The organism is Escherichia sp. MR, assembly GCF_005280595.1.
Taxonomy (GTDB): Bacteria; Pseudomonadota; Gammaproteobacteria; order Enterobacterales; family Enterobacteriaceae; genus Escherichia; species Escherichia ruysiae.
In genome coordinates this window covers 23,707-45,579 of sequence record NZ_SZVK01000028.1, presented here as the reverse complement: position 1 = coordinate 45,579, position 21,873 = coordinate 23,707, and the positions used below count along the sequence as shown (strand labels likewise).

27 protein-coding genes are annotated in these 21,873 nt (G+C 51.0%); all 27 read left to right on the top strand.

The features are described 5' to 3' along the window. Positions 1-14 precede the first annotated feature (14 nt). Complete coding sequence (gene traE, locus FC814_RS13480) at positions 15-581, top strand: type IV conjugative transfer system protein TraE (RefSeq protein WP_000399792.1); 567 nt, start codon at positions 15-17, stop codon at positions 579-581. Continuing rightward, positions 568-1,296, top strand: a complete 729-nt coding sequence (traK, locus tag FC814_RS13475) for a type-F conjugative transfer system secretin TraK (protein ID WP_001230787.1) — start codon at positions 568-570, stop codon at positions 1,294-1,296. The genes traE and traK overlap by 14 nt, the downstream gene beginning before the upstream one ends. Next, positions 1,296-2,723 carry an F-type conjugal transfer pilus assembly protein TraB gene (traB, locus tag FC814_RS13470; protein WP_000146685.1) on the top strand — a complete coding sequence of 476 codons (1,428 nt, stop codon included), beginning with the start codon at positions 1,296-1,298 and terminating at the stop codon, positions 2,721-2,723. Before traK ends, traB begins: the two co-directional genes overlap by 1 nt. Next, the gene (gene traP / locus FC814_RS13465) at positions 2,713-3,285 is read left to right on the top strand and encodes a conjugal transfer pilus-stabilizing protein TraP (RefSeq protein ID WP_063078161.1); all 573 of its coding nucleotides are present in this window, start codon (positions 2,713-2,715) and stop codon (positions 3,283-3,285) included. The genes traB and traP overlap by 11 nt, the downstream gene beginning before the upstream one ends. After that, a complete protein-coding gene (locus tag FC814_RS13460; protein ID WP_001324648.1) occupies positions 3,282-3,479 on the top strand; it encodes a conjugal transfer protein TrbD in 198 nt (65 codons plus the stop codon). The genes traP and FC814_RS13460 overlap by 4 nt, the downstream gene beginning before the upstream one ends. 11 nt (positions 3,480-3,490) lie before the next feature. After that, positions 3,491-3,742, top strand: coding sequence for a conjugal transfer protein TrbG (gene trbG, locus FC814_RS13455; RefSeq protein WP_001038341.1), 252 nt, complete (start codon positions 3,491-3,493; stop codon positions 3,740-3,742). Then, positions 3,739-4,254 carry a type IV conjugative transfer system lipoprotein TraV gene (gene traV, locus FC814_RS13450; protein ID WP_000809906.1) on the top strand — a complete coding sequence of 172 codons (516 nt, stop codon included), beginning with the start codon at positions 3,739-3,741 and terminating at the stop codon, positions 4,252-4,254. Before trbG ends, traV begins: the two co-directional genes overlap by 4 nt. Positions 4,255-4,388: 134 nt before the next feature. After that, positions 4,389-4,610 (top strand): conjugal transfer protein TraR, encoded by a 222-nt coding sequence (gene traR, locus FC814_RS13445; RefSeq protein ID WP_001278689.1) that lies wholly within the window; start codon positions 4,389-4,391, stop codon positions 4,608-4,610. 159 nt (positions 4,611-4,769) lie between these two features. Then, positions 4,770-7,397 carry a type IV secretion system protein TraC gene (gene traC, locus FC814_RS13440; protein ID WP_001064243.1) on the top strand — a complete coding sequence of 876 codons (2,628 nt, stop codon included), beginning with the start codon at positions 4,770-4,772 and terminating at the stop codon, positions 7,395-7,397. After that, a complete protein-coding gene (gene trbI, locus FC814_RS13435) occupies positions 7,394-7,780 on the top strand; it encodes a type-F conjugative transfer system protein TrbI (RefSeq protein ID WP_000214096.1) in 387 nt (128 codons plus the stop codon). Before traC ends, trbI begins: the two co-directional genes overlap by 4 nt. Continuing rightward, entirely contained in the window at positions 7,777-8,409 is a 633-nt protein-coding gene (gene traW, locus FC814_RS13430) for a type-F conjugative transfer system protein TraW (protein ID WP_001203720.1), read from the top strand. The genes trbI and traW overlap by 4 nt, the downstream gene beginning before the upstream one ends. Then, positions 8,406-9,398: a conjugal transfer pilus assembly protein TraU gene (gene traU / locus FC814_RS13425; RefSeq protein ID WP_000830183.1), complete on the top strand. Its 993-nt coding sequence runs from the start codon at positions 8,406-8,408 to the stop codon at positions 9,396-9,398. Before traW ends, traU begins: the two co-directional genes overlap by 4 nt. A gap of 25 nt (positions 9,399-9,423) precedes the next feature. After that, positions 9,424-9,885, top strand: coding sequence for a hypothetical protein (locus tag FC814_RS13420; RefSeq protein ID WP_000277845.1), 462 nt, complete (start codon positions 9,424-9,426; stop codon positions 9,883-9,885). A 29-nt stretch (positions 9,886-9,914) separates the two neighbouring features. Further along, entirely contained in the window at positions 9,915-10,367 is a 453-nt protein-coding gene (locus tag FC814_RS13415) for a hypothetical protein (protein ID WP_000069427.1), read from the top strand. Positions 10,368-10,394: 27 nt separating this feature from the next. Next, the gene (trbC, locus tag FC814_RS13410; protein WP_001104248.1) at positions 10,395-11,033 is read left to right on the top strand and encodes a type-F conjugative transfer system pilin assembly protein TrbC; all 639 of its coding nucleotides are present in this window, start codon (positions 10,395-10,397) and stop codon (positions 11,031-11,033) included. Then, on the top strand, positions 11,030-12,838 hold the full coding sequence (gene traN, locus FC814_RS13405) for a type-F conjugative transfer system mating-pair stabilization protein TraN (RefSeq protein WP_137326048.1): 1,809 nt from the start codon (positions 11,030-11,032) through the stop codon (positions 12,836-12,838). The genes trbC and traN overlap by 4 nt, the downstream gene beginning before the upstream one ends. 26 nt (positions 12,839-12,864) lie before the next feature. Then, on the top strand, positions 12,865-13,125 hold the full coding sequence (locus FC814_RS13400; protein WP_000864323.1) for a conjugal transfer protein TrbE: 261 nt from the start codon (positions 12,865-12,867) through the stop codon (positions 13,123-13,125). Next, positions 13,118-13,861 (top strand): type-F conjugative transfer system pilin assembly protein TraF, encoded by a 744-nt coding sequence (gene traF / locus FC814_RS13395; RefSeq protein ID WP_001030376.1) that lies wholly within the window; start codon positions 13,118-13,120, stop codon positions 13,859-13,861. Before FC814_RS13400 ends, traF begins: the two co-directional genes overlap by 8 nt. A gap of 15 nt (positions 13,862-13,876) precedes the next feature. Beyond that, positions 13,877-14,224, top strand: coding sequence for a conjugal transfer protein TrbA (trbA, locus tag FC814_RS13390; RefSeq protein ID WP_001287893.1), 348 nt, complete (start codon positions 13,877-13,879; stop codon positions 14,222-14,224). 118 nt (positions 14,225-14,342) lie between these two features. Then, complete coding sequence (gene traQ, locus FC814_RS13385; protein WP_000624108.1) at positions 14,343-14,627, top strand: type-F conjugative transfer system pilin chaperone TraQ; 285 nt, start codon at positions 14,343-14,345, stop codon at positions 14,625-14,627. Then, entirely contained in the window at positions 14,614-15,159 is a 546-nt protein-coding gene (gene trbB, locus FC814_RS13380) for a type-F conjugative transfer system pilin assembly thiol-disulfide isomerase TrbB (RefSeq protein ID WP_105078375.1), read from the top strand. The genes traQ and trbB overlap by 14 nt, the downstream gene beginning before the upstream one ends. Continuing rightward, positions 15,089-15,451 (top strand): P-type conjugative transfer protein TrbJ, encoded by a 363-nt coding sequence (trbJ, locus tag FC814_RS13375; RefSeq protein ID WP_001443292.1) that lies wholly within the window; start codon positions 15,089-15,091, stop codon positions 15,449-15,451. Before trbB ends, trbJ begins: the two co-directional genes overlap by 71 nt. Then, positions 15,451-16,824, top strand: coding sequence for a conjugal transfer pilus assembly protein TraH (gene traH, locus FC814_RS13370; protein WP_156841533.1), 1,374 nt, complete (start codon positions 15,451-15,453; stop codon positions 16,822-16,824). Before trbJ ends, traH begins: the two co-directional genes overlap by 1 nt. Further along, a complete protein-coding gene (traG, locus tag FC814_RS13365) occupies positions 16,821-19,646 on the top strand; it encodes a conjugal transfer mating-pair stabilization protein TraG (protein ID WP_130563231.1) in 2,826 nt (941 codons plus the stop codon). Before traH ends, traG begins: the two co-directional genes overlap by 4 nt. Next, a complete protein-coding gene (gene traS, locus FC814_RS13360) occupies positions 19,643-20,152 on the top strand; it encodes a conjugal transfer entry exclusion protein TraS (protein ID WP_000628099.1) in 510 nt (169 codons plus the stop codon). The genes traG and traS overlap by 4 nt, the downstream gene beginning before the upstream one ends. Positions 20,153-20,165: 13 nt before the next feature. Continuing rightward, the gene (gene traT / locus FC814_RS13355) at positions 20,166-20,897 is read left to right on the top strand and encodes a conjugal transfer complement resistance protein TraT (protein WP_000850424.1); all 732 of its coding nucleotides are present in this window, start codon (positions 20,166-20,168) and stop codon (positions 20,895-20,897) included. 202 nt (positions 20,898-21,099) lie between these two features. Continuing rightward, the gene (locus FC814_RS13350; protein WP_000199911.1) at positions 21,100-21,837 is read left to right on the top strand and encodes a hypothetical protein; all 738 of its coding nucleotides are present in this window, start codon (positions 21,100-21,102) and stop codon (positions 21,835-21,837) included. The last annotated feature ends 36 nt before the right edge of the window (positions 21,838-21,873 follow it).

Sequence of the window (21,873 nt, the reverse complement as noted above, 5' to 3'; positions counted from 1 at the left end):
ACCAGGATTGTTATATGGAACACGGTGCCCGTTTAAGTACCAGTCGTGTAATGGCCATCGCCTTTATATTTATGTCAGTGCTTATTGTTCTCAGCCTCTCTGTTAACGTCATTCAGGGGGTGAATAACTACCGTCTTCAGAATGAGCAACGCACTGCCGTGACGCCAATGGCATTTAATGCCCCCTTTGCCGTGTCACAGAACAGTGCCGACGCCTCTTATTTACAGCAGATGGCGCTGTCATTTATTGCCCTCCGTCTGAATGTTTCATCAGAAACCGTCGATGCCTCACATCAGGCGCTTCTGCAATATATCCGCCCGGGCGCACAGAACCAGATGAAAGTTATTCTGGCTGAAGAAGCGAAGCGTATTAAAAACGATAACGTGAACTCAGCCTTTTTCCAGACCAGTGTTCGTGTCTGGCCTCAGTATGGCCGTGTGGAAATTCGTGGTGTGCTTAAAACCTGGATTGGTGATTCAAAACCTTTCACTGATATCAAACATTACATCCTTATTCTGAAGCGGGAAAACGGGGTAACCTGGCTGGATAATTTCGGGGAAACAGACGATGAGAAAAAATAATACGGCAATAATATTCGGCAGCCTGTTTTTTTCCTGCAGCGTGATGGCCGCAAACGGTACGCTGGCCCCCACCGTGGTGCCAATGGTGAACGGTGGTCAGGCCAGTATTGCCATCAGCAATACCAGCCCGAATCTGTTTACCGTTCCCGGTGACCGGATTATCGCCGTGAACAGTCTGGATGGTGCCCTGACCAATAATGAGCAGACCGCCTCCGGCGGTGTGGTGGTGGCCACCGTCAACAAAAAGCCCTTTACGTTCATTCTGGAAACAGAACGTGGTCTGAATCTTTCCATTCAGGCCGTTCCCCGTGAAGGCGCGGGGCGTACCATTCAGCTGGTCAGTGACCTGCGCGGAACCGGAGAAGAAGCCGGTGCGTGGGAAACGTCCACGCCTTACGAATCCCTGCTTGTGACCATCAGCCAGGCCGTCCGTGGCGGAAAATTACCCGCAGGCTGGTATCAGGTCCCGGTGACAAAGGAAACCCTGCAGGCCCCGGCGGGGCTGTCTTCAGTGGCAGATGCCGTATGGACGGGGAATCACCTGAAGATGGTCCGCTTTGCCGTGGAAAATAAAACGCTGTCTGCCCTGAATATCCGGGAAAGTGACTTCTGGCAGCCGGGAACCCGTGCCGTGATGTTCAGCCAGCCTGCCAGCCAGTTACTGGCAGGTGCGCGCATGGATGTGTATGTCATCCGTGACGGGGAGGGCAACTGATGGCCAGTATCAATACCATTGTGAAACGCAAGCAGTACCTGTGGCTGGGGATTGTGGTTGTCGGTACAGCCTCCGCGATTGGTGGGGCACTGTATCTGTCTGATGTGGACATGTCCGGTAACGGTGAAACCGTGGCTGAACAGGAGCCTGTGCCGGATATGACCGGTGTGGTGGATACGACCTTTGATGACAAGGTGCGTCAGCATGCCACCACAGAGATGCAGGTGACGGCAGCGCAGATGCAGAAGCAGTATGAGGAAATCCGTCGTGAGCTGGATGTTCTGAACAAACAGCGCGGTGATGACCAGCGTCGTATTGAAAAGCTGGGACAGGACAATGCCGCCCTGGCAGAGCAGGTAAAAGCCCTGGGTGCTAATCCCGTCACGGCGACCGGTGAGCCTGTACCGCAGATGCCTGCCTCACCGCCCGGCCCGGAAGGCGAACCACAGCCAGGAAACACCCCCGTATCCTTCCCGCCGCAGGGCAGCGTTGCTGTTCCACCGCCGACGGCGTTTTATCCCGGGAATGGTGTCACGCCACCACCACAGGTGACGTACCAGTCTGTGCCGGTGCCTAACCGGATACAGCGTAAGGTGTTTACCCGTAATGAGGGAAAACAGGGACCATCACTGCCGTACATTCCGTCAGGAAGTTTTGCGAAAGCCATGCTGATTGAAGGGGCGGATGCCAATGCCTCTGTCACCGGTAATGAATCCACGGTGCCGATGCAGCTGCGTATCACCGGCCTGGTGGAAATGCCGAACAGCAAGACGTATGACGCAACGGGATGTTTTGTGGGTCTGGAAGCCTGGGGGGATGTGTCCAGTGAGCGTGCCATTGTACGTACCCGCAATATCAGCTGCCTGAAGGACGGCAAAACTATTGATATGCCGATTAAGGGGCATGTCAGCTTCCGGGGTAAAAACGGTATCAAGGGCGAAGTGGTGATGCGTAACGGCAAAATCCTCGGCTGGGCATGGGGCGCGGGATTTGTTGACGGTATCGGTCAGGGAATGGAGCGCGCCTCCCAGCCGGCTGTCGGGCTGGGTGCCACTGCTGCTTACGGGGCCGGCGATGTCCTTAAAATGGGTATCGGTGGCGGCGCATCGAAAGCCGCACAGACGCTCAGTGACTACTACATCAAACGTGCCGAACAGTATCACCCGGTGATACCGATTGGTGCGGGCAACGAAGTGACCGTGGTGTTCCAGGACGGCTTCCAGCTGAAAACCGTGGAAGAGATGGCGCTGGAACGCACGCAGAGCAGAGCGGAAGAAGACAATCCGGAAAGTCCGGTTCCTGTTCCGCCATCGGCTGAAAGTCATCTTAACGGCTTTAATACTGACCAGATGCTGAAGCAGCTGGGCAACCTGAATCCGCAGCAGTTTATGTCCGGCAGTCAGGGAGGGGGCAATGATGGCAAATAATACGTCGTCCCGTCAGGCGGGCCATGCCGCCCGGTATGTTGTCGCCCGGGTTCTGCGAGGACTGTTCTGGTGTCTGAAATACGCCGTCATTCTGCCACTGGCCACAATGGCCCTGATGGCTCTGTTTGTTTTATGGAAGGACAACACCACACCAGGAAAATTACTGGTTCAGGAAATTGACTTCGTAAGACAAACAGCCCCTGCCGGGCAGTTTCCTGTAAGAGAATGTTTGCCTTCTCTGCATGATCTTCCAGGAGCAGAAGAGAAAATCTGCCGTTACCGTGCTGCTGATGCTGCAGATTATGTCAGGGAGACTGACCGGTCACTGATGCAACTGGTCACCGCATTCTGGGCAACGCTGGCACTGATGTATGTCTCGCTGGCAGCGATCACCGGGAAATATCCGGTGCGACCCGGAAAAATGAAATGTGTCCGTGTGGCAACAGCAGATGAGCGTCTGAAGGAAGTTCTTGCAGAAGACACTTCCCTGCCGGGAAAAATCAGGGAATGCCATGTTTATTTCCCCGATGACAGAACAATCAGAAACAACGGAGAAAAATGAACATGCGTAATATTAATGTTATTACAGCCCTCTCTGTGCCGGGTAAAACCGTGTCAGATGATTTTATGCATGCTGTTCTCAGTAACTGCGCCACAAGAATCGTACTTCCTGCACCGGAGAAATTCGGTTCTGAGTCATTGCCGGACAATTTTAATATGACTGCTGTCGGTGTGATGAAGAATTCAGAAATATAAGGAACCCTTCGATGAATAAGCTGGTTTCTGATGGCAGCGTCAAAAAAATAAATTATCCGGTGCTGTATGAGTCCGGAATAACACCTCCGTTATGTGAAGTCAGTGCACCAGAGCCTGATGCGGGTGGGAAACGCATTGTGGCATATGTTTATAAATCATCACGGAATACGGTTTTTGAAAATCCTGACATTGTAAAAACCTGTACGGTCAGGGATTTGAAGAATGATTTTGTGAACTGCGATGAGAAAGGTGAGGGACAATGAAACAGATTTCTTTATTTATTCCTCTGCTGGGGACCTTATTACTTTCCGGCTGTGCCGGAACCAGTACGGAATTTGAGTGTAACGCCACCACATCCGATACCTGTATGACGATGGAGCAGGCCAATGAGAAGGCCAAAAAACTGGAGCAGTCCTCAGAAGCAAAGCCGGTTGCGGCATCACTGCCGCGCCTGGCTGAAGGGAACTTCCGGACAATGCCGGTGCAGACCGTCACCGCGACCACTCCGTCCGGCAGCAGACCTGCGGTGACAGCACATCCGGAGCAGAAACTGCTGGCACCTCGCCCGCTGTTTACCGCTGCCCGGGAAGTGAAAACGGTTGTTCCGGTCAGTTCAGTTACGCCGGTAACACCACCTCGTCCGCTAAGAACGGGTGAGCAGACGGCAGCATTATGGATAGCGCCTTATATTGATAACCAGGATGTTTATCATCAGCCATCCAGCGTGTTTTTTGTTATTAAACCGTCTGCGTGGGGAAAACCACGTATTAATTAACTGGCCCTGAAGTTGTATATCAGCCGGCAATGCCGGCGGGCTTTCTGTATTCAAAATCTGCCTGTAAAACGAGTGCCCTGTGCGTGAAAAGGGATGGGCGGTAGCGTGTCAGAACATGTCGGGAGGAATATTCCGTGAGTGATGAAGCCGATGAAGCATATTCAGTGACAGAACAACTGACCATGACAGGAATAAACCGGATACGCCAGAAAATAAATGCTCATGGTATTCCTGTTTATCTCTGTGAAGCATGCGGAAATCCTATTCCGGAAGCCCGGCGGAAAATATTTCCCGGTGTGACGTTGTGCGTTGAATGTCAGGCGTATCAGGAAAGACAGAGAAAACATTATGCATAAGTCAGTCGCAGAACATAGTGATTTAATTCCGGATGAACATGAGTGGATATTCAGAAAACAGAAATCTTTGTATATGCGCCGGGAAATGGCGCGTTAATTACAGGTATTCCCTTCATGGCTACCGCATTTCTCGCTTTATTTTTCAACTAAGGAATTCATGTGAATAACCCACTTGAGGCCGTCACTCAGGCGGTTAACTCCCTCGTCACAGCACTGAAACTGCCTGACGAATCCGCAAAGGCCAATGAAGTTCTGGGCGAAATGAGCTTCCCGCAGTTCAGCCGTCTGCTGCCGTACCGTGATTACAACCAGGAATCCGGTCTGTTCATGAATGACACCACGATGGGCTTTATGCTGGAAGCCATCCCCATCAATGGGGCGAATGAGTCCATTGTGGAGGCCCTCGATCATATGCTGCGCACCAAACTGCCGCGCGGTATTCCGTTGTGTATCCATCTGATGTCCAGTCAGCTGGTTGGTGACAGGATTGAATACGGGCTGCGTGAGTTCTCCTGGTCTGGCGAACAGGCCGAACGGTTTAACGCCATTACCCGGGCCTATTATATGAAAGCGGCAGCGACACAGTTTCCGCTGCCGGAGGGAATGAATCTGCCCCTGACCCTGCGCCATTACCGGGTGTTTATCTCGTACTGTTCTCCCTCGAAGAAAAAAAGCCGGGCCGACATTCTGGAAATGGAAAACCTGGTGAAAATCATCCGGGCGTCGTTACAGGGGGCCAGTATCACCACACAGACGGTGGATGCACAGGCCTTTATCGATATTGTCGGGGAGATGATTAACCATAACCCGGATTCCCTGTACCCGAAAAGACGTCAGCTGGACCCGTATTCTGATCTGAATTATCAGTGTGTGGAGGACAGTTTTGATCTGAAAGTCCGGGCTGATTACCTGACGCTGGGCCTGCGTGAGAACGGCAGGAACAGCACGGCCCGCATCCTGAATTTCCATCTGGCCCGTAACCCGGAAATCGCCTTCCTGTGGAACATGGCCGACAACTACAGCAACCTGCTGAACCCGGAACTGTCCATCTCCTGTCCGTTCATCCTGACGCTGACTCTGGTGGTGGAAGACCAGGTGAAAACCCACAGCGAAGCCAACCTGAAGTACATGGACCTGGAGAAAAAGTCGAAGACCTCCTATGCCAAATGGTTTCCGTCCGTGGAGAAAGAGGCGAAGGAGTGGGGGGAACTGCGTCAGCGGCTGGGCTCCGGTCAGTCCTCCGTGGTGTCCTACTTCCTCAACATCACAGCCTTCTGCAAGGATAATAATGAAACGGCACTGGAAGTGGAGCAGGACATCCTGAACAGCTTCCGTAAAAACGGTTTTGAGCTGATTTCACCGCGCTTTAACCACATGCGCAATTTCCTGACCTGTCTGCCCTTTATGGCCGGGAAAGGGTTGTTTAAACAGCTGAAAGAGGCCGGAGTGGTACAGCGCGCAGAGAGCTTTAATGTGGCCAACCTGATGCCGTTAGTGGCGGATAACCCCCTGACACCGGCAGGTCTGCTGGCACCCACCTACCGTAACCAGCTGGCGTTTATCGATATTTTCTTCCGGGGGATGAATAACACCAACTATAACATGGCGGTCTGTGGCACCTCCGGGGCCGGTAAAACCGGGCTGATACAGCCACTTATCCGCAGCGTGCTGGACTCCGGAGGCTTTGCCGTGGTGTTCGACATGGGGGATGGATACAAGTCCCTGTGTGAGAACATGGGCGGGGTGTATCTGGACGGTGAAACCCTGCGCTTTAACCCGTTTGCGAACATCACCGATATTGACCAGTCAGCGGAGCGTGTCCGTGACCAGCTGTCGGTGATGGCCAGCCCCAACGGTAACCTGGATGAAGTGCATGAAGGTCTGCTGCTGCAGGCAGTCAGGGCATCATGGCTGGCCAAAGAGAACAGGGCACGTATTGATGACGTGGTGGATTTCCTGAAAAACGCCAGTGACAGCGAGCAGTATGCCGAGTCACCGACCATCCGCAGCCGTCTGGACGAAATGATTGTGCTGCTTGACCAGTACACTGCTAACGGCACTTATGGCCAGTATTTCAACTCCGATGAGCCGTCCCTGCGGGATGATGCGAAAATGGTGGTGCTGGAGCTGGGCGGACTGGAAGACCGTCCGTCACTGCTGGTTGCGGTGATGTTCTCCCTGATTATCTACATCGAGAACAGGATGTACCGCACGCCGCGTAACCTCAAGAAACTGAACGTTATTGATGAAGGCTGGCGTCTGCTGGACTTCAAAAATCACAAGGTCGGTGAATTTATTGAGAAAGGCTACCGTACGGCCCGCCGTCATACCGGTGCCTATATCACCATCACACAGAACATCGTCGACTTTGACTCTGATAAGGCCTCCAGTGCTGCCCGCGCGGCATGGGGTAACTCCTCCTACAAAATTATCCTCAAACAGAGTGCGAAGGAGTTCGCGAAATACAACCAACTGTATCCGGACCAGTTCCTGCCACTGCAGCGCGACATGATTGGTAAGTTTGGTGCGGCCAAAGACCAGTGGTTCAGTTCCTTCCTGCTGCAGGTGGAAAACCATTCCTCCTGGCACCGTCTGTTTGTGGACCCGTTAAGCCGCGCCATGTACAGCTCTGACGGCCCGGATTTTGAGTTTGTGCAGCAGAAGCGTAAAGAGGGGCTGAGTATTCATGAGGCGGTGTGGCAGCTGGCGTGGAAGAAGTCAGGGCCGGAGATGGCTTCGCTGGAAGCCTGGCTGGAAGAACATGAGAAATACAGGAGTGTTGCATGACCACAACGCAAAAAACGACTGACGTTACAGCCCGTCGACGCAGCCACTGGTGGTGGACGGTGCCGGGATGCCTGGCAATGGTGTTACTGAACGCAGCCATCAGTTACGGCATTGTCAGACTGAACGCACCGGTGACTGCCGCCTTCAACATGAAACAGACCGTGGATGCGTTTTTTGACAGCGCCAGTCAGAAACAACTGTCAGAAGCACAGTCAAAAGCCCTTTCAGCGCGTTTTAACACGGCACTGGAAGCCAGCCTGCAGGCATGGCAGCAGAAACACCACGCGGTCATTCTGGTGTCGCCTGCCGTGGTACAGGGGGCTCCGGATATCACCCGGGAAATCCAGCAGGATATTGCCCGGCGAATGAGGGCGGAGCCATGAGATGCCGGGGGCTGATTGCCCTGCTGATATGGGGGCAGAGTGTGGCCGCCGCCGATCTTGGTACCTGGGGCGATCTGTGGCCGGTAAAGGAGCCGGACATGCTGACGGTGATCATGCAGCGCCTGACGGCACTGGAGCAGTCCGGTGAGATGGGCCGGAAAATGGATGCCTTTAAGGAGCGGGTGATCCGCAACAGTCTGCGGCCCCCTGCCGTGCCCGGTATCGGACGCACGGAGAAATACGGCAGCCGGTTGTTTGACCCGTCCGTCAGACTGGCTGCGGATATCCGGGATAACGAAGGGCGGGTGTTTGCCCGTCAGGGTGAAGTGATGAATCCGCTGCAGTATGTTCCTTTTAACCAGACGCTGTATTTCATCAATGGCGATGATCCGGCGCAGGTGGCCTGGATGAAACGCCAGACGCCGCCCACACTGGAGAGCAAAATTATCCTCGTGCAGGGCAGTATCCCGGAGATGCAGAAGTCTCTGGACAGCCGTGTTTACTTTGACCAGAACGGTGTGCTCTGCCAGCGCCTCGGCATTGATCAGGTCCCGGCACGGGTGAGCGCCGTTCCCGGCGATCGCTTCCTGAAGGTGGAATTTATTCCGGCAGAGGAGGGCAGAAAATGAAGCGAAGGCTGTGGCTGCTGATGTTATTCCTTTTCGCCGGTCATGTCCCTGCGGCGTCTGCGGATTCTGCCTGTGAGGGGCGTTTTGTAAACCCGATCACAGATATCTGCTGGAGCTGTATTTTCCCGCTCTCGCTGGGCAGTATCAAAGTCAGTCAGGGTAAGGTCCCCGACACGGCGAACCCGTCGATGCCCATTCAGATTTGTCCGGCACCGCCGCCGCTGTTCAGGCGTATCGGGCTGGCCATTGGTTACTGGGAGCCGATGGCGTTGACGGACGTCACCCGGTCACCGGGATGCATGGTGAACCTGGGCTTCAGCCTGCCGGCTTTTGGTAAAACGGCACAGGGAACGGCGAAAAAGGATGAGAAGCAGGTAAATGGGGCGTTCTATCACGTTCACTGGTACAAATACCCGCTGACGTACTGGCTGAACATCATCACATCGCTGGGCTGTCTGGAAGGTGGTGACCTGGATATCGCTTATCTTTCTGAAATCGACCCCACCTGGACGGACAGCAGCCTGACCACCATTCTCAATCCGGAAGCTGTCATCTTTGCCAATCCGATAGCACAGGGAGCCTGCGCAGCAGATGCGATTGCCAGCGCCTTTAATATGCCTCTCGATGTTCTGTTCTGGTGTGCCGGTTCGCAGGGCAGTATGTACCCGTTCAATGGCTGGGTGAGTAATGAGTCCAGTCCGTTGCAGTCCTCCCTGCTGGTCAGTGAACGCATGGCGTTCAAGCTGCACCGTCAGGGCATGATTATGGAAACCATCGGGAAAAATAACGCCGTCTGTAATGAATATCCGTCCCCAATCCTGCCCAAAGAACGCTGGCGTTACCAGATGGTGAATATGTACCCGGACAGCGGACAGTGCCATCCGTTCGGGCGCAGTGTGACCCGCTGGGAAACCGGGAAAAATCCGCCCAATACAAAGAAAAACTTCGGCTACCTGATGTGGCGTAAACGTAACTGTGTCTTCCTGTAAAACTACTAATTCTGAAGGATTTTTTATGTATAAACAGGCAACAGAATTAATGCTGAACTTTAAAGACCGCATTCTGATTAAGGGGGAAGAAGATACCGGCAAGTCAACTCTCCTGACTGAAATAAGAATCAGTGATAGTGATTCCCGGTATTACAACTTTAAAACTCTTAACTCTGCGGGGTACAACCGGCTTTGTGATGAAAATATTGATAATTTTGATTTTCTGAATACACCTGAAAAGACGTTAATCCTTGATGGAGTCAGGCTGTGTGAAAAGAAAATGACATCAAAAGTTATCAGGTTAATTAAACAGGCCAGAAAATATCATAAACGCCTGGTTGTGGTTGCAGACTCATGTGAGTCTGAGTTTATCGAACTGTTGTTTGATGGTGTTATTGCATTGTCCTTCAATTCTGACAGAGAAAGGAGTTGCAATGTTTATACGCCATCAAGGCATCGTAATACAGATAATATTTATGCCAGGTAAATGTGTAAACAAAAACAGAGGAGGGTGTAATGAGTAATAATATAAAATATGGCTCCAGAATACTTGATATGGGTGTTCTGCTGGAGATGAAAGCGCTTGTGAATGCAAATGGTGGTGTGTCACGGTGCATTATGGAGTGTCGGCAGCTTGCCTGTGAGGTCCGTCATTCGCAACAATTACTGGATAAGCTGTCATGTATTGACGACTGGTTGTGCCGGTTTTCCTCAATAATGTATCACCGTTTTGATAAAGAACAGATTCAGTGGCGGGAGGATGTGGACAGGGATTATCCCAGAGAAAAGGTTTATATTTTCAGTCCCGATAATGTCTCCGTCCATAATAATGATATTAAAGACTCTGCCAATAACACATCAGGAATAACCGTGTCGATTACAGCCAGTAAAATATGCGCAGGTCAGAAAGAGTTTGATGCTTTTTTAAAACTGGCAGAAAAATTGAGAGAAAACCCTACGGGTAATTAAATTGTAACAATGCCATCAGGATATATCATGAACTGGAAAACATTTGCGCTTTTTGCCCTGACTGCAGGAATGCATATCACTGTTCATGCCTCAGACAATGTGAACACTCCTGAAAACCGCCAGTTCCTGAAGCAGCAGGAAAATTTAAGCAGACAACTGCGTGAAAAACCTGACCATCAGCTGAAGGCCTGGGCGGAGAAACAGGTGCTGGAGAACCCCCTTCAGCGTTCAGATAACCATTTCCTGGATGAGCTGGTTCGTAAACAGCAGGCTTCGCAGGACGGGAAACCCCGGCAGGGGGCCCTGTATTTTGTGTCGTTTTCCATTCCCGAAGAGGGGCTGAAACGGATGCTGGGCGAAACCCGGCACTACGGTATACCCGCCACACTGCGGGGCATGGTGAACAATGACCTGAAGACCACCGCTGAAGCCGTGCTGTCCCTGGTGAAAGACGGCGCGACTGATGGTGTTCAGATCGACCCGACGCTGTTTTCACAGTACGGCATTCGCAGTGTACCGGCACTGGTGGTGTTCTGCAGTCAGGGATACGACATCATCCGGGGAAACCTGCGGGTCGGCCAGGCGCTGGAGAAAGTGGCCGCCACGGGTGACTGCCGGCAGGTGGCTCATGATTTACTGGCAGGGAAAGGAGATTCCGGGAAATGAAACGTATTTTACCTCTGATACTGGCTCTGGTTGCCGGCATGGCACTGGCTGACAGCAACAGTGATTACCGGGCCGGCTCTGATTTTGCTCACCAGATCAAAGGACAGGGAAGCAGCAGTATTCAGGGCTTTAAGCCACAGGAGAGTATCCCCGGCTATAACGCGAATCCGGACGAGACAAAATATTACGGTGGCGTGACTGCCGGCGGGGATAGCGGCCTGAAAAATGACGGCACCACGGAATGGGCGACCGGTGAAACCGGAAAAACCATTACAGAGTCATTCATGAACAAGCCGAAAGACATTCTTTCACCGGATGCACCGTTTATCCAGACCGGCAGGGATGTGGTGAACCGGGCTGACAGCATTGTGGGAAACACCGGGCAGCAGTGCAGTGCGCAGGAGATTAGCCGGAGTGAATACACGAATTACACCTGTGAGCGGGATTTACAGGTGGAGCAGTACTGCACACGAACTGCCCGTATGGAGCTGCAGGGGAGTACCACATGGGAAACCCGGACGCTGGAGTATGAAATGAGTCAGCTACCTGCACGTGAAGTGAATGGTCAGTATGTTGTCTCCATTACCTCTCCCGTTACCGGTGAAATTGTCGATGCGCATTACAGCTGGAGTCGTACTTACCTGCAGAAGAGTGTACCTATGACAATTACAGTACTGGGAACCCCACTGAGCTGGAATGCCAAATACTCAGCAGATGCCTCATTTACACCAGTACAGAAAACACTGACTGCCGGTGTTGCTTTTACGTCATCTCACCCCGTCCGGGTCGGGAATACAAAATTCAAACGTCATACGGCAATGAAGCTGCGTCTGGTTGTCAGGGTAAAAAAAGCCTCGTACACCCCGTATGTTGTCTGGTCTGAAAGCTGCCCGTTCAGCAAGGAGCTGGGGAAACTGACAAAAACAGAATGTACGGAGGCTGGCGGGAACAGGACGCTGGTGAAAGACGGTCAGTCATACAGCATGTACCAGAGCTGCTGGGCATACCGGGACACGTATGTCACACAGTCAGCAGACAAGGGAACCTGTCAGACCTACACCGACAATCCTGCCTGTACCCTGGTGTCACACCAGTGCGCCTTTTACTCCGAAGAAGGTGCCTGTCTGCATGAATATGCCACGTACTCCTGTGAGTCAAAAACATCCGGGAAAGTGATGGTCTGTGGGGGAGACGTCTTCTGTCTCGATGGCGAATGCGATAAGGCTCAGAGCGGGCAGAGTAATGATTTTGCCGAAGCCGTTTCTCAGCTGGCGGCACTGGCCGCAGCAGGTAAGGATGTTGCGGCGCTGAACGGGGTGGATGTCCGTGCTTTCACCGGTCAGGCGAAATTTTGTAAGAAGGCTGCAGCCGGATACAGCAACTGCTGTAAGGACAGCGGCTGGGGACAGGATATCGGGCTGGCCAAATGCAGCAGTGATGAAAAAGCCCTGGCTAAAGCAAAATCAAACAAACTGACCGTCAGTGTCGGAGAGTTCTGTTCGAAGAAAGTGCTGGGTGTCTGCCTGGAGAAAAAACGCAGTTACTGTCAGTTTGATTCGAAGCTGGCGCAGATAGTCCAGCAGCAGGGGCGCAACGGTCAGCTGCGTATCAGTTTTGGCAGTGCGAAGCATCCTGACTGTCGGGGGATTACGGTTGATGAGCTGCAGAAAATTCAGTTCAACAGACTGGATTTCACTAACTTCTACGAAGACCTGATGAATAACCAGAAAATCCCGGACAGTGGTGTTCTGACGCAGAAAGTGAAAGAGCAGATTGCTGACCAGCTGAAACAGGCAGGACAGTAAGGTATGGAAAATAACCGGGGAAAATGATGAAAGTCATATTCACGTCGAACCGTTTTATTGATTTTCTTATCCGGCTTTTGATTACAGCGATTGTCATTTCCCCGGTAATTATCTGGTCGTGGGATACGGTAAAAGAAACCACTGCAGGTGAGATACTTGCTGCTGCTTTCGTTATTTTTTACTCCGGTGTGCTCCTGTTTATTCTGTATTTTTGTTTTTCTGCCCTGACTGACCTGCAGAAACCTGATGATGAAAGAAAAAGTGATGAAAGGAATGAAGATGAATAAAGCATTACTGCCACTGTTACTCTGCTGCTTTATTTTTCCGGCGTCAGGAAAAGATGCAGGCTGGCAGTGGTATAACGAGAAAATAAATCCGAAGGAAAAAGAAAATAAACCAGTACCTGCAGCCCCCCGTCAGGAGCCGGACATTATGCAGAAACTGGCCGCACTGCAGACGGCAACAAAGCGGGCGCTGTACGAAGCTATTCTGTATCCCGGCGTGGATAATTTTGTGAAATATTTCCGGCTGCAGAATTACTGGACTCAGCAGGCCGGGCTTTTCACCATGAGCGCCAAAAAAGCCATGCTGGCGCATCCCGAACTGGACTATAACCTGCAGTACAGCCATTACAACGGCACGGTCCGGAACCAGCTGGCGGCAGACCAGGTGCAGCAGCGACAGGCCATTGCGAAACTGGCTGAACACTACGGCATCATGTTCTTTTACCGGGGGCAGGACCCCATCGACGGGCAGCTGGCGCAGGTCATTAATGGCTTCAGGGATACCTATGGTCTGAGTGTTATTCCCGTTTCCGTGGATGGTGTGATTAATCCGCTGTTGCCGGATTCCCGGACTGACCAGGGGCAGGCGCAGCGCCTCGGCGTGAAATATTTCCCGGCCATGATGCTGGTTGACCCGAAACAGGGCAGTGTTCGTCCGTTATCATACGGTTTTATTTCGCAGGACGACCTGGCAAAACAGTTCCTGAACGTTTCTGAAGATTTTAAACCCAATTTTTAATCGCGGATTTGATTTATGAGTGAAGATTATTTGAAACTGTTTACAGGTGTTGTTCTGTTAATATTTGTCATTATTGCCGGTTATTTCTTTTCTGAGCGTAATGACAGGAAAATGTTTCTCCTGAGTTCGCTGGTTTTCCTTGTTATTAATATCGCGTGTTTATATGTGCTGACTGCCAGTCTCTGGTTTCTGTGTGGTGCAATTATGAATCAGGGCGCAGCAATGGTTGTTCCAATGGTTATTGGCTCATTACCGAACGTTACGAGCTTCGACGGATTCAGAAGAATATTTATCTGTATTATGTTGTCATCAGTATGGTCCGGAGTGATGTGGTTTTTTATAAGGGGGCTTATGACAGGCTAAGTCATATAAAACGGTAATAAAAACCATACAAAATAATGAGGTTGATCTGATTAATATCACACAAACGCGAATATTACAGACATAAATACTCTCATGTAAATAATAACCGGAGTTTAACATGATAAGTAAACGCAGATTCTCTTTACCCCGGCTTGATATTACGGGAATGTGGGTATTTTCCCTGGGTGTCTGGTTTCATATCGTCGCCCGTCTTGTTTACAGCAAACCCTGGATGGCTTTTTTTCTGGCGGAGCTGATTGCGGCCATCCTTGTGCTGTTCGGCGCATACCAGGTGCTGGATGCATGGATTGCCCGTGTCAGCCGGGAAGAGCGTGAGGCACTGGAAGCCAGGCAACAGGCCATGATGGCAGAGCAGCAGGAGGGCGGACATGTCTCTCACTAAATTACTGCCGGTCATTTTGTTGATTATGGCCACAGGTGTGCAGGCCTCCACCCGGGATGAAATTGAACGACTCTGGAATCCGCAGGGTATGGCCGCGCAGCCTGCACAACCGGCAGCAGGCACGTCAGCCAGGACAGAAAAGCCAGCCCCCCGCTGGTTCCGCCTCAGCAACGGCAGGCAGGTTAACCTGGCCGACTGGAAGGTGGTGCTGTTTATGCAGGGGCATTGCCCTTACTGTCACCAGTTTGACCCGGTACTGAAACAGCTGGCACAGCAGTACGGCTTTTCCGTTTTTCCCTACACCCTGGATGGTCAGGGGGATACCGCCTTTCCGGAGGCATTGCCGGTGCCACCGGACGTGATGCAGACCTTCTTCCCGAATATCCCGGTGGCCACACCGACCACCTTCCTGGTCAACGTCAACACGCTTGAGGCATTACCGCTTTTACAGGGGGCAACGGATGCTGCCGGTTTTATGGCGCGGATGGATACCGTTCTGCAGATGTACGGAGGGAAAAAAGGTGCGAAATAAGCAGGTGGTGTTACTCATTGCCGGAATATCCGGCATCGCGACGGGAATAATCGTCAGCCTGAATATCCCCTTTATCCATCAGGGGCTTTTTTATCCCGCCAGCCCTGTAGAAATTGTCGTTTCGCTGTGCCTTACCTTTTCTGTTTCTGTTGTGTTTTTTGTGGGGGCAATTGTGGGATGGATTTCGGTGTCTGAAATATATTACAGCCGCAGGACTGGACGGAAATATCGGGATATTCCTGCTGAAATGTCGTATGCGCCGGGAGAACAAATTAAGGGAGGGCAAGAATGATGCCACGCATTAAACCTCTTCTGGTTCTTTGTGCTGCTTTACTGACGGTCACACCCGCAGCGTCAGCGGATGTGAACAGCGACATGAATCAGTTCTTTAACAAGCTGGGCTTCGCCTCCAATACCACACAGTCGGGCGTCTGGCAGGGGCAGGCTGCCGGCTATGCTTACGGCGGCTCCCTGTATGCCCGTACTCAGGTCAAAAATGTTCAGCTGATTTCCATGACGCTGCCGGATATCAATGCCGGATGTGGCGGCATCGATGCCTACCTCGGTTCGTTCAGTTTTATTAATGGCGAGCAGCTGCAGCGTTTTGTTAAGCAGATTATGAGCAATGCTGCCGGTTACTTTTTTGACCTTGCCCTGCAGACAACGGTGCCGGAAATCAAAACCGCAAAAGACTTCCTGCAGAAAATGGCAAGCGACATTAACAGTATGAACCTCAGTTCCTGCCAGGCGGCGCAGGGGATTATTGGCGGGCTTTTCCCCCGGACGCAGGTGTCCCAGCAAAAAGTCTGTCAGGACATTGCCGGTGAGAGCAATATTTTTGCTGACTGGGCGGCTTCCCGGCAGGGATGTACCGTTGGCGGGAAATCTGACAGTGTCAGGGATAAAGCCAGCGACAAGGATAAGGAGCGGGTGACCAAAAACATCAACATCATGTGGAATGCGCTTTCCAAAAACAGAATGTTTGACGGCAACAAAGAGCTGAAAGAGTTTGTGATGACGCTGACCGGCTCACTGGTGTTTGGTCCCAACGGCGAAATCACACCCTTGTCAGCCAGAACCACTGACCGCTCAATTATCCGGGCCATGATGGAAGGCGGCACAGCAAAAATTTATCACTGCAACGATTCTGATAAATGCCTGAAAGTGGTGGCAGACACACCGGTGACCATCAGCCGGGATAATGCACTGAAGTCTCAGATTACTAAACTTCTGGCCAGCATTCAGAACAAGGCGGTCAGTGACACGCCTCTGGATGACAAGGAAAAAGGCTTTATTTCCAGTACCACCATCCCCGTCTTCAAATACCTGGTTGACCCGCAGATGCTCGGTGTTTCCAACAGTATGATTTACCAGCTGACGGACTATATCGGTTACGACATCCTGCTGCAGTACATTCAGGAGCTGATACAGCAGGCCCGGGCGATGGTGGCCACAGGAAATTATGACGAAGCAGTTATCGAACATATTAACGACAACATGAATGATGCCACCCGGCAGATTGCGGCGTTTCAGTCACAGGTGCAGGTACAGCAGGATGCGCTGCTGGTTGTCGATCGTCAGATGAGCTACATGCGTCAGCAGCTTTCCGCCCGCATGCTCAGTCGTTACCAGAACAACTATCACTTCGGAGGGAGCACACTGTGAATGAAGTTTATGTGATTGCCGGTGGTGAGTGGTTGCGGAATAACCTGAATGCCATTGCCGCCTTTATGGGGACCCGGACGTGGGATTCCATTGAAAAAATTGCGCTCACATTGTCTGTTCTCGCGGTGGCCGTAATGTGGGTACAGCGGCACAACGTGATGGATTTGCTGGGCTGGGTGGCCGTGTTTGTGCTTATCAGCCTGCTGGTTAATGTCCGCACATCGGTGCAGATTATTGATAACAGTGACCTGGTCAAAGTTCACCGGGTGGATAATGTGCCGGTCGGACTGGCGATGCCACTTTCACTGACGACCCGTATCGGGCATGCAATGGTGGCCAGTTACGAGATGATCTTCACGCAACCGGACAGTGTCACCTACAGCAAAACGGGGATGCTGTTTGGCGCAGAACTGGTATCAAAAAGCACCGACTTTTTGTCCCGTAATCCGGAGATCGCCAATCTTTTCCAGGATTATGTGCAGAACTGCGTGATGGGGGATATTTACCTGAACCACAAATACACGCTGGAGGAACTGATGGCCTCCGCTGATCCTTACACGCTGATTTTTTCCCGCCCCAGTCCGCTGCGGGGCGTTTATGACAGCAATAATAATTTCGTGACCTGTAAGGACGCGTCGGTTTCGCTGAAAGACAAGCTGAATCTGGACACACAGAGTGGCGGAAAAACATGGCATTATTATGCCCAGCAGCTATTTGGTGGACGCCCTGATCCGAACCTGTTGTTCAGTACGCTGATTGGCGACAGTTATAGTTACTTCTATGGCTCAAGTAAATCAGCCAGCCAGATCATCCGCCAGAATGTCACCATCAATGCGCTGAAGGAGGGGATCACCAGTTATGCCGCACGTAATGGTGATTCGGCCAGCCTGGTGAATCTGGCCACCACATCATCGATGGAGAAGCAACGTCTGGCACATGTCTCCATCGGTCATGTGGCGATGCGGACACTGCCCATGACGCAGACCATCCTGACGGGGATCGCCATCGGTATTTTCCCGCTCCTGGTACTGGCGGCTGTCTTCAACAAACTGACGCTGTCCGTCCTGAAAGGCTATGTGTTTGCCCTGATGTGGTTGCAGTCATGGCCAATGTTGTACGCCATTCTGAACAGCGCCATGACATTTTATGCGAAGCAGAATGGTGCACCGGTGGTGCTCTCGGAAATTTCACAGATACAGCTGAAATACTCCGATCTGGCTTCCACTGCCGGGTATCTTTCCATGATGATCCCGCCATTATCCTGGATGATGGTCAGGGGGCTCGGGGCAGGATTTTCCAGTGTGTACAGCCATTTCGCTTCCTCTGCTATCAGCCCGACCGCCAGTGCAGCAGGCAGTGTGGTTGACGGTAATTACTCCTACGGCAACATGCAGACGGAGAACGTGAACGGCTTCAGCTGGAGCACCAACAGCACCACGTCGTTTGGTCAGATGATGTACCAGACCGGCAGTGGCGCAACCGCCACACAGACCCGTGACGGTAATATGGTGATGGATGCAAGCGGAGCGATGTCCCGGTTACCGGTCGGCATCAATGCAACGCGTCAGATTGCGGCGGCACAACAGGAAATGGCCCGGGAAGCATCGAACAGAGCAGAAAGTGCCCTGCATGGGTTCAGCAGCAGTATTGCCAGTGCCTGGAACACGCTCAGTCAGTTTGGTTCTAACCGGGGGAGCAGTGATTCTGTCACCGGTGGTGCTGACAGCACGATGAGTGCTCAGGACTCCATGATGGCCAGCCGTATGCGCAGTGCAGTGGAAAGCTATGCGAAGGCGCATAATATCAGTAATGAGCAGGCGACTCAGGAACTGGCATCAACAAGTACCAGGCTATCTGGTGGAATGTATGCTGATGCTCATGCTGAATGGGGGGTTAAACCTAAAATTCTTGGTGTTGGTGGTGGGGTAGGCATCAGAGGTGGATTTAAGGGGAGCCTGGATGCAACGGATGATGACTCACATTCAGCAAGTAGTGGCAGCAGGGCTACCCATGATGCTCGCCATGATATCGATGCTAAAGCCAGTAAGGACTTTAAAGAGGCCAGCGATTACTTTACCAGTCGCAAAGTCAGTGAATCCGGCAGCCATACTGACAATAATGCCGATTCCCGCGTGGACCAGTTGTCTGCAGCCCTGAACTCAGCGAAACAGAGTTACGACCAGTACACGACGAATATGACCCGCAGCCATGAATATGCTGAAATGGCATCCCGTACTGAAAGCATGAGTGGGCAGATGAGCGAAGATTTGTCGCAACAGTTTGCACAGTATGTGATGAAACACGCACCGCAGGATGCCGAAGCTATTCTGACAAACACCAGTTCACCGGAGATTGCAGAACGCCGTCGGGCGATGGCATGGTCTTTTGTTCAGGAACAGGTGCAGCCTGGTGTTGATAATGCCTGGCGTGAATCCCGTGGGGATATTGGTAAAGGAATGGAGGGCGTACCTTCGGGTGGTGGCAACCAGGATATTATTGCTGACCATCAGGGGCATCAGGCCATTATTGAGCAAAGAACGCAGAACAGTAATATCCGTAATGATGTAAAACATCAGGTTGATAATATGGTCACAGAATATAAAGGGAATATCGGAGATACTCAGAATAGTATTCATGGCGAAGAAAATATTGTAGACAGACAATATTCAGAGTTAAAAAATAATCACAAACAGGAAGAAATTCAACAAAACAACAGATATAATGAAGAAAATAAACGACAGAAATTAATGCCAACACCGTCTGAAGATGCGTTAAAACAGATGGTGGATGATAAGAAAGAACGATTGAAGGGGCCATTATGATCACTCACTATGATATAAAAATGGAGATGCAAAAACTAAAGGAGGTACTCTCTGTAGAGGGTGTTAATATCCCATCATTATTACAAGTCATAAAGCCGGGAACTTATGTGTTTTTATGGGTTTTATTATGGCCAACTTTTCTGCGTTTAGTATCGGTTAAAAGTGATGTCAGGGATGTTGGCTTTGATATATGTGCTAGTGGAATGATGGGGTTCCTGCTTTTTGTGGCTATTACAAATGGAATGATGTTATACCTTGCGATTCCTGATAGTTTCAGAAAGGATTCAAAAATAATAAATTTTATGTATTCTAAGAGTAAGACATATATTTTGTTGTTTTTGATTGTTTTTTCTATGGTTTCGTTTATGCATTCTATCTTATATGTTTTTGCACTAATGATTACATTCATATTATTTTTCTTGGTGTATACCATAGATATAAATCGTTATAATCTCTCAGCTATAGCCTCAGTAATAGGACTGTTCAAAAAAGAGTCTGTTAGTTAAAAGGATATTTTGGATGAAAACAAAAAAATTGATGATGGTTGCACTGGTCAGTTCCACTCTGGCCCTTTCAGGGTGTGGTGCGATGAGCACAGCAATCAAGAAGCGTAACCTTGAGGTGAAGACTCAGATGAGTGAGACCATCTGGCTTGAACCCGCCAGCGAACGCACGGTATTTCTGCAGATCAAAAACACGTCTGATAAAGACATGAGTGGGCTGCAGGGCAAAATTGCTGATGCTGTGAAAGCAAAAGGATATCAGGTGGTGACTTCTCCGGATAAAGCCTACTACTGGATTCAGGCGAATGTGCTGAAGGCCGATAAGATGGATCTGCGGGAATCTCAGGGATGGCTGAACCGTGGTTATGAAGGCGCAGCAGTTGGTGCAGCGTTAGGTGCCGGTATCACCGGATATAATTCCAGTTCTGCCGGTGCCACACTCGGTGTGGGCCTTGCTGCCGGTCTGGTGGGTATGGCTGCAGATGCGATGGTGGAAGATGTGAACTATACCATGATCACGGATGTGCAGATTGCAGAGCGTACTAAGGCAACGGTGACAACGGATAATGTTGCCGCCCTGCGTCAGGGCACATCAGGTGCGAAAATTCAGACCAGTACTGAAACAGGTAACCAGCATAAATACCAGACCCGTGTGGTCTCAAATGCGAACAAGGTTAACCTGAAATTTGAAGAGGCGAAGCCTGTTCTCGAAGACCAGCTGGCCAAATCAATCGCAAATATTCTCTGAACCTCGTCAGGAGGCTGGTCTGACCGGCCTCCTTGCTGACGCCTCGCGTTGCTCGTTGTCCAACCCCGGGACGTAACAAAATAAATTTTGTCACTTCCCGACGTTTCCGAAATAAATATGAAAACACTGAGCGGTTGTGCAAATTCTTTGTGCGACCGTGAAGTGTTGCCGGCGAAGCCGGGATCTTCCGGAGAAAGTCATTATGACATCAGACAATATCGCTGAATATGTTGGTGAGAATAATCAATTTACTGAGAAGCCTGTAACTGAATACCCCCCGGTGATACAGGATAATACAGTGACCACTAAAGACTATCTGTACAGCAATAATATTGATACTGACCTTTTAGTGGTTATCGGAGGGCTTATTGTTATATTGTTTCTCATGATGCTTATCATGTACTTTATTAATTCTCTCAGGCATAAGGAATTAACTGAAATACTGACAAAAATATCTTTTCCTGAAAAATCCGGGAGCAATTCGCTTAAACCGGAAGCGGTCAGCTGTAATTTGTTGTCCCTGTGTGTGCTGGCACCGGTATTCTTTACACCCAGAAAGCTGGCTGAAGTTTCCAGGGAGATCATCGTGGCGAGTGCGCAGGAAATTGCATGGACGCCGGGGAGCAGTCGTATTGATGGCCACCAGGCGGAGAATATCACCTGGGCGATTTCATCGCAGTCTCCTGCCGATAAGTATGATCTCATCAATAAAACGTCCCGTGTTTCTCCTGACAGTGGCCGTTTTTATGAACCGGACACAGTTCTGGATCACCGTGAGCGGGTACGCCTTTTTGTTCAGATCCAGTTTCCGCATGGGAGTGACTGGTCTGAAGTATTGCGCCTGACTGACATTGTTACAGAGAAGGTCTCTTCCGGCAGGGCTGCAGGCGGGTATCACCACCGGCATACAGGGTACACCTGGTCTGTTTCTGTGAATTAACCCCACATCATCCTTTTCTGCCCTGTTCCAGATTTT

Coding starts and splice junctions, on each gene's coding strand:
- traE (WP_000399792.1), top strand. CDS start 15: ATGGAACACGGTGCCCGTTTAAGTACCAGTCGTGTAATGGCCATCGCC.
- traK (WP_001230787.1), top strand. CDS start 568: ATGAGAAAAAATAATACGGCAATAATATTCGGCAGCCTGTTTTTTTCC.
- traB (WP_000146685.1), top strand. CDS start 1,296: ATGGCCAGTATCAATACCATTGTGAAACGCAAGCAGTACCTGTGGCTG.
- traP (WP_063078161.1), top strand. CDS start 2,713: ATGGCAAATAATACGTCGTCCCGTCAGGCGGGCCATGCCGCCCGGTAT.
- FC814_RS13460 (WP_001324648.1), top strand. CDS start 3,282: ATGAACATGCGTAATATTAATGTTATTACAGCCCTCTCTGTGCCGGGT.
- trbG (WP_001038341.1), top strand. CDS start 3,491: ATGAATAAGCTGGTTTCTGATGGCAGCGTCAAAAAAATAAATTATCCG.
- traV (WP_000809906.1), top strand. CDS start 3,739: ATGAAACAGATTTCTTTATTTATTCCTCTGCTGGGGACCTTATTACTT.
- trbI (WP_000214096.1), top strand. CDS start 7,394: ATGACCACAACGCAAAAAACGACTGACGTTACAGCCCGTCGACGCAGC.
- traW (WP_001203720.1), top strand. CDS start 7,777: ATGAGATGCCGGGGGCTGATTGCCCTGCTGATATGGGGGCAGAGTGTG.
- traU (WP_000830183.1), top strand. CDS start 8,406: ATGAAGCGAAGGCTGTGGCTGCTGATGTTATTCCTTTTCGCCGGTCAT.
- FC814_RS13420 (WP_000277845.1), top strand. CDS start 9,424: ATGTATAAACAGGCAACAGAATTAATGCTGAACTTTAAAGACCGCATT.
- FC814_RS13415 (WP_000069427.1), top strand. CDS start 9,915: ATGAGTAATAATATAAAATATGGCTCCAGAATACTTGATATGGGTGTT.
- trbC (WP_001104248.1), top strand. CDS start 10,395: ATGAACTGGAAAACATTTGCGCTTTTTGCCCTGACTGCAGGAATGCAT.
- traN (WP_137326048.1), top strand. CDS start 11,030: ATGAAACGTATTTTACCTCTGATACTGGCTCTGGTTGCCGGCATGGCA.
- FC814_RS13400 (WP_000864323.1), top strand. CDS start 12,865: ATGAAAGTCATATTCACGTCGAACCGTTTTATTGATTTTCTTATCCGG.
- traF (WP_001030376.1), top strand. CDS start 13,118: ATGAATAAAGCATTACTGCCACTGTTACTCTGCTGCTTTATTTTTCCG.
- trbA (WP_001287893.1), top strand. CDS start 13,877: ATGAGTGAAGATTATTTGAAACTGTTTACAGGTGTTGTTCTGTTAATA.
- traQ (WP_000624108.1), top strand. CDS start 14,343: ATGATAAGTAAACGCAGATTCTCTTTACCCCGGCTTGATATTACGGGA.
- trbB (WP_105078375.1), top strand. CDS start 14,614: ATGTCTCTCACTAAATTACTGCCGGTCATTTTGTTGATTATGGCCACA.
- trbJ (WP_001443292.1), top strand. CDS start 15,089: ATGCTGCCGGTTTTATGGCGCGGATGGATACCGTTCTGCAGATGTACG.
- traH (WP_156841533.1), top strand. CDS start 15,451: ATGCCACGCATTAAACCTCTTCTGGTTCTTTGTGCTGCTTTACTGACG.
- traS (WP_000628099.1), top strand. CDS start 19,643: ATGATCACTCACTATGATATAAAAATGGAGATGCAAAAACTAAAGGAG.
- traT (WP_000850424.1), top strand. CDS start 20,166: ATGAAAACAAAAAAATTGATGATGGTTGCACTGGTCAGTTCCACTCTG.
- FC814_RS13350 (WP_000199911.1), top strand. CDS start 21,100: ATGACATCAGACAATATCGCTGAATATGTTGGTGAGAATAATCAATTT.